Here is a 13,035-nt window from a genome sequence, read left to right as displayed (position 1 = left end):
GGTCTGTTGCACTCCTATTATTTAGCGCACTCCTTTCCATCCTTTATCCTATAAGACCTCGAAAAAAAGCAAGTGGATTTCGCTCCAATTTTGCAATTTTCACAGTTTTCTTCGCAACTGAGATCAACGCCAATAAGATCGATTTGTTCTTGTTCGCTACCCATTTTTTATTGATCAAAATCAATGTTTTCAATTGGTGCTTCTCGTTAAATACGCCACAATATATTGTGTCATCAGAATAAGAAATAACCCCATATAGTGTATTTGTGGATAAGTCTGTGAGTATTTTGGGGTAAGGAGAAAAAGTGAAACCAATCGTAATCAAGCGTGACGGCTCAAGAGCTCCGTTCAACAGGGATCGTATCCAAGCAGCAGTAGAAGCCGCAGCGGAAAACAAAGACAAAGATGTCGCCATTTATGCACTAAATGTTGCTCTGGCAGTTGAGTTACAGCTTCAGGATCACGATGAAGTTCACATTCATGAGATTCAAGACCTAGTCGAAAATGAACTCATGCAAGGTCCTTACAAAGCCCTAGCTCGTTCTTACATTGAATATCGCCACGATCGCGATATCGCTCGTGAGAAGCAAAGCGCACTAACTCGCGAAATCGAAGGTCTGATTGAAGAAAGCAACCTAGACCTAATCAACGAGAACGCGAACAAAGACGGTAAAGTAATTCCGACTCAACGTGACTTGTTGGCTGGTATCGTAGCGAAACACTACGCGAAGACGCACATCCTTCCTCGCGATGTGGTTCAAGCGCACGAAGTAGGTGATATTCACTACCACGATTTGGATTACGCTCCGTTCTTCCCAATGTTTAACTGTATGCTTATTGATCTTAAAGGCATGCTAACGCACGGCTTTAAAATGGGTAACGCTGAGATTGATACACCAAAATCAATCTCGACTGCAACAGCAGTAACGGCACAGATCATTGCTCAAGTAGCGAGCCACATTTACGGCGGTACAACCATCAACCGTATTGATGAAGTTCTAGAACCGTACGTAATCACCAGCTATGAGAAACACCTAGAGATCGCAAAAGAGTGGAACATTGCTGAGCCAGAAGAGTTCGCAAAAGCACGCACTGAGAAAGAGTGTTATGACGCGTTCCAATCTCTAGAGTACGAAGTAAACACGCTACACACTGCGAACGGTCAAACACCATTCGTTACGTTTGGTTTTGGTCTTGGCACAAGCTGGGCATCACGCCTTATCCAGAAGTCGATTCTGAAGAACCGTATTGCAGGTCTAGGTAAGAACCGTAAAACAGCGGTATTCCCTAAACTTGTATTCGGCATCAAAGATGGCTTGAACCACAAATCAGAAGATCCAAACTACGACATCAAGCAACTTGCGCTTGAGTGTGCGTCTAAGCGTATGTACCCAGACATTCTTAACTACGACAAAGTAGTGGAAGTAACGGGTTCATTCAAAACACCGATGGGCTGTCGTAGCTTCCTTGGTACTTACGAAGAAAACGGTGAGCTGATTCACGAAGGTCGTAACAACCTAGGCGTAGTGAGCTTGAACCTTCCTCGTATCGCTATCCGTGCAAACGGCAGTGAAGAGAAATTCTACGAGCTTCTAAACGATCGCCTACGTCTTGCACGTAAAGCACTAGAAACACGTATCTCTCGTCTAGAAAACGTGAAAGCACGTGTTGCTCCGATCCTTTACATGGAAGGTGCGTGTGGTGTTCGTCTGAAAGCAGACGACTCAATCGCAGATATCTTCAAGAATGGTCGTGCGTCTATTTCTCTTGGTTACATCGGTGTACACGAGACAATTAACGCGCTATTCGGTACAGAAGCGCACGTTTACGATGACGCTGTTCTGCGTGAAAAAGCAGTAGCAATCATCAAGCACCTGAAAGACACAGTAAACGGTTGGGCAGAAGATACTGGTTACGGTTTCAGCCTATACGCAACGCCAAGTGAAAACCTATGTAGCCGTTTCTGCCGCATCGACGCGAAAGAGTTCGGCGTAATTAAAGGCGTAACAGACAAAGGTTACTACACAAACAGCTTTCACCTAGATGTTGAGAAGAAGGTGAACCCGTACGACAAGATCGACTTTGAGATGCCTTACCCAGAAATCTCAAGCGGCGGCTTTATCTGTTACGGCGAGTTCCCGAACATGCAACGTAACGTTGAAGCACTAGAAAACGTATGGGATTACAGTTACACCCGCGTACCTTACTACGGTACAAACACGCCAATTGATGAGTGTTACGAGTGTGGCTACAACGGTGAGTTTGACTGTACAAGTAAAGGCTTCACTTGCCCAAGTTGTGGCAACCATGACTCAACCAAAGTGTCAGTAACACGCCGCGTTTGTGGCTACCTAGGCAGCCCAGATGCGCGTCCGTTTAACTTCGGTAAACAAGAAGAAGTGAAGCGTCGAGTTAAGCACCTGTAAGGTTTACTTAAGCTCAAACCCAATAATGAAAATCAACCTGTCGTGGGTTGATTTTCTTTTCTAGCCAGCAAAACAAGGCACGATTATGAATTACCACCAATACTATCCAATCGACGTTGTTAACGGACCAGGTACACGCTGCACACTATTTGTGTCGGGCTGTGTACACCAGTGCCGCGGCTGTTATAACCAGTCGACGCAACGTTTGGATTCTGGTGTGTTTTTCACTCAAGAGGCGGAAGACAAAATCATTGCAGACTTAAACGACACGCGCATCAAACGCCGAGGTTTATCTCTGTCTGGTGGTGATCCTTTGCATCCAGCGAACGTGCCGCACATTCTTAAGCTTGTAAAACGCGTAAGAGAAGAGTGCTCAGGCAAAGATATTTGGGTTTGGACAGGTTACACGCTTGAAGAGCTCGACGATGCACAGCGCGAAGTGACGCAATACATCGACACATTAATCGATGGGAAATACGAGCAAGATAAACGAGACCTCAACCTAGAATGGCGAGGAAGCTCAAATCAAATCATCCATCGATTTACTGAGCTTTAAAGGTCCAACTCAAGAAAAACCAAATATAAAAAGGGCACATTCGGATATTTCGAATGTGCCCTTTTGGTGTGAGTTCTTTAAAGCTATTTATTAAAAACAGAGAGTTATCTTAGCTCTTACTTGTATAAACATAGCACCACTTTATAGTTACGCCGTCACTCCAGAGTCATCTTCAACCATGTTGTTAATCCAACGCTTAGATTGGATTCGGTGTGTGGTCAGAATGCCTTTTACCAACTCTTCGACCAGTAGGGACATCAACACCCAGTGCAGCGGTAAACCTAACACCATCCCGGTGTAGTAAGTGAGCGGAATGCCAATCACCCATTGACCAAATGTGTCAATGAAGATGCTATAGCGAATATCAGCGCCACTTTTCAACACGCCGCCAATACCGACCATGTTGAATACTCGCAGAATCATGCCCAGTGCTAACACCAAGCATACATTCAGTGCCATTTGCTTATCAGTAAGCGGACTCATCTCCAGCAAGTTCAAAATCAATGGTGAACATGCCCAAACAACTAAGAATAATATCGTTGCGAGTACAGCACTGGTAAACACATACCACCAAGCGGTTTTCTCTACACGGTCATATTCTTGAGCGCCAATGTCATTACCCAAAAGTACAGAGGCTGCAACAGCAAATCCCATAAACGTTGAAATCAACACACCTTCAATTGGTGATAGGAACGAGATAATCGCCAGTTCAGTTACACCTAATTGACCATAAATGATGCTGTAGACAATCAAGCCGCCAGTCCACAACGCATCATGGATAAGCATTGGCATTGAGACTCTGAAATATTTGTTTCGGTACTTCTTTACTGTGCCTTCAAGCCAGTCTGAGCGAGTAGGGAGCAGATGTGAATATCGGCGACAAAAGAAGTAAACCAGCACCGCAGTTTGGAAAAAGCGTGAGATAAAAGTACCGACAGCAGCCCCAAACACACCCCATTGTGGAAATCCGAGTAAGCCAAAGATCAAAACGGCATTGAGGAAGACATTCACAACGATTGCGGTGATACTGACGTAAGTTGGCATCTTCGCCTCACCGACGGATCTCAACACCGACTCAATGGGAACAACGACAGCGGTACCTATGAGACTCAAGCCAGTCACTACTAAGTATTCTCTCGCATAGCTAACATACACAGGATCGTCCGCCATAAAAGAAACGATCTCTTTGTCATAAACCACATACAGCCAAATAAATGGCAAAGTCACCACTAGCGAAATAAACCAAGATTGCGCTAACGTTCTGCGTATACCAGAGAGGTTTCCAGAACCATAATACTGAGAAGCCAAAACCGTCACTGCGCCACACAATCCAAACACCACGGCGAGGTTAAAGAAAAAGATTCGGTTACCAACGCCCACCGCGGCCGTTGCAGATTCACCAAGTTGGCTCACCATAAAAATGTCCACCGCACCGAGCAGTGAAAACAGCATGGATTGCAGTGACACAGGGACACCGATCGCAATCAGTTTTTTCCAAAATGCTTTGTCTATGTATTGACGTGTTAAGAGCATCGCATTTCTCCTCTAAGAACAATGCGAGTAGTTTATCCGTATGATTTGGCGGTGTATTTTTCGAAGACATCCAAAAGTTTTGTCAAACTATCCAGTCTTTATCGGTGGTTTGGTAGAACACGTTTGCCGTGAGTGCATTTGTGAGCCATCGAATCATGGAAGAAAAGCAAGAACGTTACACCATTTCAGAAAAGACCTATCAAGAGTTCATCGACCACACTCGCGTACTTGCTCTTGAAGAAAGAGGCATCGTTCAATGTGGAATCGCCACTTGCCGAGAGTTCTTTTCCGTTTATCGCAAAAACCAGAAAAAACACATGTTGCTCTATACAGTTCGCGGTAAAGGTTGGCTGGAGAGTGGCGCTTGCCGTTATGAACTTGAGCCAGGATCGTTGGTGATCGTGCCTGCGGGCATCGAAAATGGCTTTGGAATGGAAGACGAAACGTGGCAAATCGCGTGGGTGTTTCTTTCACAAGATAAAGAATGGCCGATGGTGAAAGAAGAGATTGAGTATCAACTTACACCGGCACCAGAAGTGATGTATTTCTGCATTCAGACTCTATTGCGAAGTATCAATCTACCTATCGATTACGGCGGTGAAGTTGGTGCACACAGCGTTGCCCAGTTAGAGCTCATGCTGAATATGCCGCACTCAGATTCCATATCACGCAACCAGTTAAAGTTGCGCCGCGTGTTTGATTTGGTTCAGAGACAACTCCATAAAGAATGGACGGTAGAACAACTTGCAGCCTTGTACCCATGCTCTGAACCTCACTTGCATCGTTTGACCCAACAACAGTTTGGACGAAGCCCAATGGCACACCTAACTCGGATGCGAATGGAGTATGCTGCGCGTTTGTTGCGCTCAACAGAATGGTCAATTCAGCACATCGGTGAAATAGTAGGGTACCCAACGGGCGCCAACTTCAGTACACGATTTAAAGCTTGGTCGAGTATGACTCCACGTGAATTTAGGAAAAATGGCAAGCTAGATTCAAACTTCAATGAGTGAATCGTTCTTTTTATGACCGATTGAGCTCATAAAATTCCCCAGTCACCAGAATTTTGTACTCTAATTGGCGAAATGTGTGAAAAATCGTTTCGCCATTTATAACGAAAGTGTTACCGTGAGGTTCGATACTTGAATTTCAAAGGGTTATGACTTTCATGTTTTCTAATCTACCAACACCTGTATTAGATCCTATTTTATCTCTTTCCGTCGCATACCGCGGCGATGAACGTCCAAACAAGGTTGACCTTGGTATTGGCGTGTACAAAAACAGCGCTGGTGAAACGCCAATCATGAAAGCCATTCAAATGGCACAAGAAGTGGTTGTCGAAAACCAAAAGACCAAATCCTACGTTGGGCTTGCAGGCTGTGAAGAATTCAACCAAAGCATGATCGATCTACTTCTGACGGGTACGTCAGCAACAGATCGTGTGGCAGCGATTCAAACGCCTGGTGCAAGTGGTGCGTTGCGTATGCTGGGTGACCTAATGAAGGTAGCACAACCAGATACGACGGTTTGGATTTCAAACCCAAGCTACGTAAACCACAAGCCAGTGATGGAAGCGGCTGGGCTTAAGGTGAAGTTCTACCATTACTTCTCACCAGAAACGAAACAAGTTGATACGGCGAAAATGCTAGAAGACCTATCTAAAGCAGGTCCTTCTGACGTCGTGCTTCTGCATGGCTGTTGCCACAACCCAACGGGTGCAGATATTGATTTTTCTGCGTGGCAAGCGATTACAGAGCTTTCACAAAAGAACGGTTTTACCCCATTTGTAGATATTGCTTACCAAGGTTTTGGTGATGGTCTAGAGGAAGACGCAAAAGGTCTCCGCTTTATGGCTGACAACGTTGAAGAAATGCTGATTACAACCTCATGTTCTAAGAACTTTGGTTTGTACCGTGAACGTACTGGTGCTGCAATTGTGATCGGTAAAAACACGCAAGACGTGGCGAATGCAAAAGGTAAGCTTCTTACGTTAGCTCGTTCAACTTACACTATGCCGCCAGATCACGGTGCTGCATTGGTGAAAACCATTCTTCAAGATGCCAACCTTACTTCAGTTTGGAAACAAGAATTGAACGAAATGCAGCAACGCTTGCTGAATCTTCGTCAAACTTTGTGTAACGAATTGAGAAACAACCATAATACAGATCAATTTGATTTCATTGAGAGTCACAAAGGCATGTTTACTGTGCTAGGCTTTAGTGAAAACCAAATGGCGCAACTGCGTGAAGATTATGGCATTTATGGTGTCGGTGATGGTCGTATCAACATCGCTGGTTTGACCGAAACTCATATTCCTTACGTTGCTGACGCGATCCAAAAAGTATCTCAACGTTAATTGGGAGAGTTAATGAAGAACTGGAAACTGATTCTGCCGCTAATGATGAGCGGTGGTCTTATTGCTTGTACGTCGACACCGACGACCACTGAGCCTGTTGAGCCAGAAAAACCAGTCGTGGAGCAACCGGTTGAAAAGCCGGAAGTAAAACCTGAAGTAGAGCCAAAGCCTGAGGTGAAGCCGGAACCAAAACCGGAAACGAAACCTGAGAAGAAGCCAGAACCTAAACCAGAAAAGCCAGCTAAGGTACAGAAAACACCTGATGGCATGTTGATTCTAGGTGCGGAAGAGTGGGTGCACATTCCTGCTATTAACCAGACTTTCAAAGGTCGTGTTGATACTGGTGCAACAACATCTTCAATCAGTGCGACTGAAGTGGTTCCATTTGAGCGCGACGGTAAAGATTGGGTTCAGTTCAAAATTGACATCAACGGTAAGGCGAGCAAAGAGTTCAAACTACCTGTTGAGCGCTGGGCTAAAATTCGTCAATCTTCTTCAGAAGACGTCGACAAGCGCCCAGTTGTGGTTGCCTACATCCAAGTTGGCGACTTAAAAGAACAAACCGAGTTTACGTTAACAGAACGTGGTCATATGAAGTTCCCAATCTTGTTGGGTCGTAGCTTCTTCCGTGACGTTGCGGTTGTGGATGTATCTAAGAAATACGTTCAGAACAAACCAAGCGGTAAGTAATCCAATACTCGGACGCTAAATATCGTATCGAATAACAAAAAGCCTCTCAACTGAGAGGCTTTTTTATTTTATTCAATTGGTTAGCTCAGTGTCAGTGCATGAGCTTGGCCAGTTAAACTTAGTAAGCGAAACGCGCTGACAACACAAGTTGCTGTCCGTAAGTACCGTTGTTTTTAAAATCGGCACCAAGTGACAACTGCTGTGTCGAGTGGAAGCGGGCACCAAGGTTATAGACGGTCTCAGAGTCATCATTATCGATTAACTGACCAATACGGCCGTGCAATTCAATGTTCTGCATGAACCAAATACGAGTACCGATATTTACTTCGCTTTTCCACTCGTCACCTTCACCATTGTCTTTTTTGATATTGTGAACCAGCATTTGGCCGTAAATGTCGGCAAACTGTCCGGCAGGACCGTTAAAACCAATACCACCGGCAAGGTCCCAATCTCCGCTAAATTCACTGTCGGCACGACCAATGAAATGGGTGTTTTCGGTGAAGTAGGTTGTGACTTCACCACCAAACGTACCAGGACTGGTACCCATGCGGAATTCCATCATGTTGTAGTTGAAGTTGTTTGCATGTGCAGAAAGCGGCAAAACAGCGCACAAACCAAAGGCTGCAACCTTTAGAGCTTTACCTAGCATGGGTGTCTCCGGGCAAGAAAATAATACGAACGAAAAAAAGGTCTGCAAAATGCAGACCAAGATTTACAAAATATCATTTTAGGCGTTTATAGTCACCCAATGCACTAGGACAAAGTGCTAACTGATCAATGTTTTGCTGCTCAATTGAGCGGCTAAGAAGCCAGGTTACATAACAACGAGGTGTTCAACTTCAATTTCAGGCTTGCTGCCGCCTTCAAACTCGCCAAATAGACGTACTTTTGTCGTTTGGTCGATTGGCGTAGTTAGTCGAATATCATCATCTAGCTCAACCATGATTTCACCAGAACCGTCGCTAAAGATAAATTGATCCGCGCGCGTTTGACGAAGTAGGTTACCTTCTACAACCACGTCTTTTTCGGTGAACATACTTGAGTCTTTAATCAGTGCATCGACTTTCTCAACCGTAACAGGGCCATTAAATTGAATGCTTGATTGGCCATGGTTGTGGTCTTTCGCCATTGCAACAGTAGGAGCGATAGCAAGTGCAGCGATAGTAGCGATAACAGTGTTTTTCATAATTTGGTTTCTCTATATAGGTGTTCGTTTTTGATGGTGCTATTAAAACAAACCTTATTTGAACCATTACTGATTCGAACATTCATATTCGATTCATTTTCTTGAGTCCTATGCTGAGATAACGTTATGATTGTTCACCTTCTTTTTTCTCTTATTAAACGTTCATGAAATCACCAATCCCATCATTAATGGTTCAAGGCACCACCTCAGATGCCGGAAAAAGCGTCCTTGTGGCAGGTTTATGCCGTGTCTTAGCCCGAAAAGGGATAAAGGTTGCCCCATTCAAGCCACAGAATATGGCCCTCAATAGTGCGGTAACCAAAGATGGCGGAGAGATTGGGCGTGCTCAAGCCGTTCAGGCACAAGCCTGTAACGTTGAGCCAACGGTTCACATGAATCCTGTTCTGATTAAGCCTAACAGCGACACAGGTGCTCAGATCATCTTACAAGGTAAAGCATTGTCGAATATGGACGCTGTTGGGTTTCATGATTACAAGAGAGTGGCAATGGGAACGGTGCTGGATTCATTTGTAAAACTAACGGATGAATACGAATCTGTCATGATTGAAGGCGCTGGCAGCCCTGCGGAAATCAACTTAAGAGAAAATGACATCGCGAACATGGGGTTTGCTGAAGAAGCTGACGTCCCCGTTATTATCATCGCGGATATCGACCGTGGTGGCGTATTTGCCCACTTGTATGGCACTTTGGCGTTATTATCCGAATCAGAACAAGCACGTGTGAAAGGCTTTGTGATTAACCGTTTCCGTGGTGACATCGGCTTACTTGAATCTGGCCTTGATTGGTTAGAAGAAAAGACAGGTAAACCTGTGTTGGGCGTATTGCCGTTCTTGCACGGTTTAAACCTAGAGGCAGAAGACGCCATAACGGCAGAGCAAGAGCTGTCTTCACAAGTGAAACTCAATGTTGTAGTACCAGTACTAACGCGTATCAGTAATCATACCGATTTTGATGTGTTACGTCTTAACCCAGACATTAACCTTCGCTACGTTGGCAAAGGCGAAAAGATCGACAAAGCCGATCTGGTGATCCTACCGGGAACCAAATCAGTTCGTGATGACTTAGATTATTTGCGCAGCCAAGGCTGGGATAAAGACATTCAACGTCACATTCGTCTGGGCGGCAAAGTCATTGGCATTTGTGGTGGTTACCAGATGCTTGGCAAATTAATTGACGACCCTAATGGCGTGGAAGGCAGTCCAGGGAAGAGTGAAGGGCTTGGGTTGCTAGACATTACTACGACGCTAACTGACAGCAAACAACTGACCAACACACAAGCGCAGCTTTGCTTAAACGGTAAAACAGTGAATGTGAAAGGTTACGAAATCCATGTGGGACGAAGTGAAGTGCAGGGCGCTCAACCTTTGAAGTTAAGTTCTGGCGAAGCTGAGGGTGCGATCAGTGAGTGTGGCCAAATTATGGGAACCTACCTACACGGTTTTTTCGATGAGGCCGATGTACTAAGCCTCGTGTCTGAATGGGTAAACGGCACTCAAATCAAACAGCAAGATTTTGAGCAGCTCAAAGAACAGGGCATTAATCGCATTGCAGATGCGATAGAACAACATATGAATCTTGACTTTCTGTTCAAATAAAACCAGTTTTTAACTGTTTGAAGCATAAATAGAAGTAGACATTGTGCTCTACATTTTCTTTTTCTGCCTGTCTAGCACTGGAGTGTTTTTATGAAAGCATGGAAGATTCATGCTTGCCTAGCGGCAATATTGAGCGTTTCGTCAGCAGCAAACGCAACGACTGATATTAAAGTCTACGCGGCCTCGTCAATGACTAACGCGATCGATGATATCGCGCAAAAGTTTGAGCAACAGTATGACGTAAAAGTCACGCCAGTTTACGGAGGCTCCTCATCCATCGCTCGCCAAATTCTAAACGGCGCACCAGCTGATGTGTTTATCTCTGCAAACACTAAGTGGATGAACTATCTAGTAAAATCAAAAGCAGTAAAGAGTGACAATGTCACTGAATTAGTTCACAACAGTCTCGTTCTTATTGCACCACAAGCTTCAACGGTTACTTCTTTCAACTTTTCAGATGCCAATGCATGGAGTCAAGCATTAGCAGGTAATCGCCTTGCGCTTGGCAACCCGGTCTCGGTGCCTGCTGGTATGTATGCTCGTGAATCTCTTACCAACCTTGGCGTTTGGAAGCAGCTTGAGCGACAAGTGGCGCCAGCAAAAAATGTTCGTCTTGCATTAGCGTTAGTTGAACGCGGTGAGGCACCACTTGGCGTTGTCTACAAAACCGATGCACTCTTAACGAATAAAGTAAAAGTGGTCGGCGAGTTTGCCAATAACACCCACGCGGGCATTGTTTATCCAGCGGCAATCGTAAAAGACTCAACGCAATCTAAGCAGTTTTTTGAATACTTGAAATCCGACGATGCCAAACAAGTATTTGTGCAATACGGATTTCAATAAAAAGGGCACAGAGTGACAGAACTTGAATACCAAGCCTTAATACTAAGCCTAAAAGTCGGCGCCTATGCCGTCGTTTGGTTAATACCACTCGGCATTGCTCTGGCTTGGTTACTTTCTCGAAAACAGTTTATCGGTAAATCCATTCTCGACAGTCTGATCCATTTACCACTGGTATTGCCGCCAGTGGTGATTGGTTATCTATTGCTGATCTCATTAGGTCGACAGGGGTTTCTTGGCAGTTGGCTTTATGAACACTTTGGTTTGGTGTTCAGCTTCAACTGGAAGGGGGCGGTTATCGCTTGTATCGTTGTTGCGCTGCCTTTGATGGTGCGTTCCGTTCGCCTTAGCTTAGATAATGTTGATCCTAAACTAGAACACGCAGCTTCAACGTTAGGCGCATCACCTTTAAAAGTATTCCTTACTATCACGCTGCCTTTAACGATCCCAGGCATTATCACTGGTACAATGCTTTCTTTCGCTCGCAGCTTGGGAGAGTTTGGAGCAACGATCAGTTTTGTTTCTAACATTCCCGGCGAGACCCAAACCATTCCTTTGGCGATGTACAACTTCATCGAAACGCCGGGAGCAGAGATGGAAGCCGCGCGCTTGTGCATCATTTCCATTGCTTTGGCTCTCTCGACATTAATGATATCAGAATGGTTAAATCGCAAAGCTTCAGCGCGTCTAGGAGCTAAACGATGAGCATAGAAATTCAATTTAAACGATCACTTGGTGAAACTGATTTTGACATCGCCTTATCGTTACCGGGTAACGGAATAAGCGCGTTGTTTGGCCGTTCTGGCGCCGGAAAGACTACACTAATTAACGTTATCAGCGGGTTGGTGACGCCAAAGCAAGGTAAAGTGTCGATTGGTGAACACGTTCTTTTCGATAGTGATGCCGGAATTAATTTACCGACACACAAGCGCAAGATTGGCTATGTATTCCAAGACTCTCGTTTGTTTCCGCATTACTCCGTGAAAGGCAACTTATTCTACGGCGTAGTCGAAAAAGATGATGATTATTTCGATAAAGTGACAGAGCTACTCGCTATTAAGCCACTATTGAAGCGCTTCCCAATCTCTTTATCCGGTGGTGAGAAGCAACGTGTCGCCATCGCTCGAGCCTTGCTCTCAAAACCTAATCTGCTACTGATGGATGAACCATTGGCATCATTAGATATGCCACGTAAGCGCGAAGTGATGCCATTTTTGGAGGAGTTGTCTGAGCAGGTCAACATTCCAATCGTTTACGTTACTCATAGCTTGCAAGAGATCCTTCGCCTGGCACAGCACCTGTCGATTCTTGATAAAGGCAGAATCATGACGTCAGGTAAATTAGAAGAGGTGTGGGCTTCTCATGCCATGCGCCCTTGGCAGTCATTCTCGGACCACAGCAGCTTGTTTGAAGGAAAGATCGCGACTCATCACGAGAAATACGCGTTGACGTGTGTGAAGCTCGCACCAAGTGCTTGTCTGTGGGTGCAAAAAGTCGATGGCGAGCCAGATACGCCAATCCGGCTTCAAGTGCGTGCAAACGATGTTTCTATTGCGTTAGAAAAACCGGTCTCTACGTCGATTCGTAACGTGCTGCCAGCGACCGTTGCATCTATAGAAGAGCTAACTACGGGCGACGACAAGCAAAGTATCACCGTTTCACTTAAGTTAGATGAAGAATGCCACTTATGGGCGACGATAACACCGTGGGCATTGGATGACTTGAACTTAAAAGTCGGTGATAAGGTTTATGCGCAAGTTAAAGGTGTGAGTGTCACACAACGCGATATTGCTTTGGCGCACCATTAAATTGACTAAACCGCAGATACGCAA

Annotated in this window: 12 protein-coding genes; 9 read left to right on the top strand and 3 right to left on the bottom strand. The window is 45.0% G+C overall.

Features of this window, described 5'->3' with window-relative positions; translation table 11 throughout:
• Positions 1-305: 305 nt before the first annotated feature.
• Positions 306-2,426 carry an anaerobic ribonucleoside-triphosphate reductase gene (nrdD, locus tag KIO97_RS19210; protein ID WP_045376731.1) on the top strand — a complete coding sequence of 707 codons (2,121 nt, stop codon included), beginning with the start codon at positions 306-308 and terminating at the stop codon, positions 2,424-2,426.
• A gap of 85 nt (positions 2,427-2,511) precedes the next feature.
• Positions 2,512-2,982: an anaerobic ribonucleoside-triphosphate reductase-activating protein gene (gene nrdG / locus KIO97_RS19205; protein WP_285383704.1), complete on the top strand. Its 471-nt coding sequence runs from the start codon at positions 2,512-2,514 to the stop codon at positions 2,980-2,982.
• 147 nt (positions 2,983-3,129) lie between these two features.
• Here the strand turns inward: nrdG and KIO97_RS19200 are convergent, their stop codons facing one another.
• Positions 3,130-4,515, bottom strand: a complete 1,386-nt coding sequence (locus tag KIO97_RS19200) for an MATE family efflux transporter (protein WP_285383703.1) — start codon at positions 4,513-4,515, stop codon at positions 3,130-3,132.
• 155 nt (positions 4,516-4,670) lie between these two features.
• Between KIO97_RS19200 and KIO97_RS19195 the strand changes: the two genes are divergently transcribed.
• The 3 genes from KIO97_RS19195 to KIO97_RS19185 all read left to right on the top strand — a co-directional run bounded on the left by KIO97_RS19195 (position 4,671) and on the right by KIO97_RS19185 (position 7,561).
• A complete protein-coding gene (locus KIO97_RS19195; protein ID WP_285383790.1) occupies positions 4,671-5,528 on the top strand; it encodes an AraC family transcriptional regulator in 858 nt (285 codons plus the stop codon).
• 155 nt (positions 5,529-5,683) lie between these two features.
• Entirely contained in the window at positions 5,684-6,871 is a 1,188-nt protein-coding gene (locus tag KIO97_RS19190) for an amino acid aminotransferase (RefSeq protein WP_009696621.1), read from the top strand.
• 12 nt (positions 6,872-6,883) lie between these two features.
• Positions 6,884-7,561: an ATP-dependent zinc protease gene (locus KIO97_RS19185; protein WP_005427116.1), complete on the top strand. Its 678-nt coding sequence runs from the start codon at positions 6,884-6,886 to the stop codon at positions 7,559-7,561.
• 118 nt (positions 7,562-7,679) lie between these two features.
• Here the strand turns inward: KIO97_RS19185 and KIO97_RS19180 are convergent, their stop codons facing one another.
• A complete protein-coding gene (locus KIO97_RS19180; RefSeq protein WP_285383702.1) occupies positions 7,680-8,210 on the bottom strand; it encodes a hypothetical protein in 531 nt (176 codons plus the stop codon).
• Between the two features lie 165 nt (positions 8,211-8,375).
• On the bottom strand, positions 8,376-8,747 hold the full coding sequence (locus KIO97_RS19175) for a YgiW/YdeI family stress tolerance OB fold protein (protein ID WP_005427087.1): 372 nt from the start codon (positions 8,745-8,747) through the stop codon (positions 8,376-8,378).
• A gap of 164 nt (positions 8,748-8,911) precedes the next feature.
• Here KIO97_RS19175 and KIO97_RS19170 point away from each other — a divergent pair, with 164 nt between their 5' ends.
• The 4 genes from KIO97_RS19170 (at position 8,912) to modC (ending at position 13,011) form a co-directional block, all read left to right on the top strand.
• Entirely contained in the window at positions 8,912-10,363 is a 1,452-nt protein-coding gene (locus tag KIO97_RS19170) for a cobyric acid synthase (protein ID WP_285383701.1), read from the top strand.
• Between the two features lie 90 nt (positions 10,364-10,453).
• Positions 10,454-11,206, top strand: a complete 753-nt coding sequence (gene modA, locus KIO97_RS19165) for a molybdate ABC transporter substrate-binding protein (protein WP_050906268.1) — start codon at positions 10,454-10,456, stop codon at positions 11,204-11,206.
• A 12-nt stretch (positions 11,207-11,218) separates the two neighbouring features.
• Positions 11,219-11,908 (top strand): molybdate ABC transporter permease subunit, encoded by a 690-nt coding sequence (gene modB / locus KIO97_RS19160; RefSeq protein ID WP_045417276.1) that lies wholly within the window; start codon positions 11,219-11,221, stop codon positions 11,906-11,908.
• Positions 11,905-13,011 (top strand): molybdenum ABC transporter ATP-binding protein ModC, encoded by a 1,107-nt coding sequence (modC, locus tag KIO97_RS19155; RefSeq protein ID WP_285383700.1) that lies wholly within the window; start codon positions 11,905-11,907, stop codon positions 13,009-13,011. Before modB ends, modC begins: the two co-directional genes overlap by 4 nt.
• Positions 13,012-13,035 lie beyond the last annotated feature (24 nt).

This window comes from Vibrio sp. B181a, from assembly GCF_030248375.1.
Taxonomy (GTDB): domain Bacteria; phylum Pseudomonadota; class Gammaproteobacteria; order Enterobacterales; family Vibrionaceae; genus Vibrio; species Vibrio campbellii.
This window is presented reverse-complemented; position numbering and strand designations above follow the sequence as displayed.

Coding starts and splice junctions, on each gene's coding strand:
- KIO97_RS19195 (WP_285383790.1), top strand. CDS start 4,671: ATGGAAGAAAAGCAAGAACGTTACACCATTTCAGAAAAGACCTATCAA.
- KIO97_RS19185 (WP_005427116.1), top strand. CDS start 6,884: ATGAAGAACTGGAAACTGATTCTGCCGCTAATGATGAGCGGTGGTCTT.
- KIO97_RS19200 (WP_285383703.1), bottom strand. CDS start 4,515: ATGCTCTTAACACGTCAATACATAGACAAAGCATTTTGGAAAAAACTG.
- modA (WP_050906268.1), top strand. CDS start 10,454: ATGAAAGCATGGAAGATTCATGCTTGCCTAGCGGCAATATTGAGCGTT.
- KIO97_RS19175 (WP_005427087.1), bottom strand. CDS start 8,747: ATGAAAAACACTGTTATCGCTACTATCGCTGCACTTGCTATCGCTCCT.
- KIO97_RS19190 (WP_009696621.1), top strand. CDS start 5,684: ATGTTTTCTAATCTACCAACACCTGTATTAGATCCTATTTTATCTCTT.
- modC (WP_285383700.1), top strand. CDS start 11,905: ATGAGCATAGAAATTCAATTTAAACGATCACTTGGTGAAACTGATTTT.
- nrdG (WP_285383704.1), top strand. CDS start 2,512: ATGAATTACCACCAATACTATCCAATCGACGTTGTTAACGGACCAGGT.
- KIO97_RS19170 (WP_285383701.1), top strand. CDS start 8,912: ATGAAATCACCAATCCCATCATTAATGGTTCAAGGCACCACCTCAGAT.
- KIO97_RS19180 (WP_285383702.1), bottom strand. CDS start 8,210: ATGCTAGGTAAAGCTCTAAAGGTTGCAGCCTTTGGTTTGTGCGCTGTT.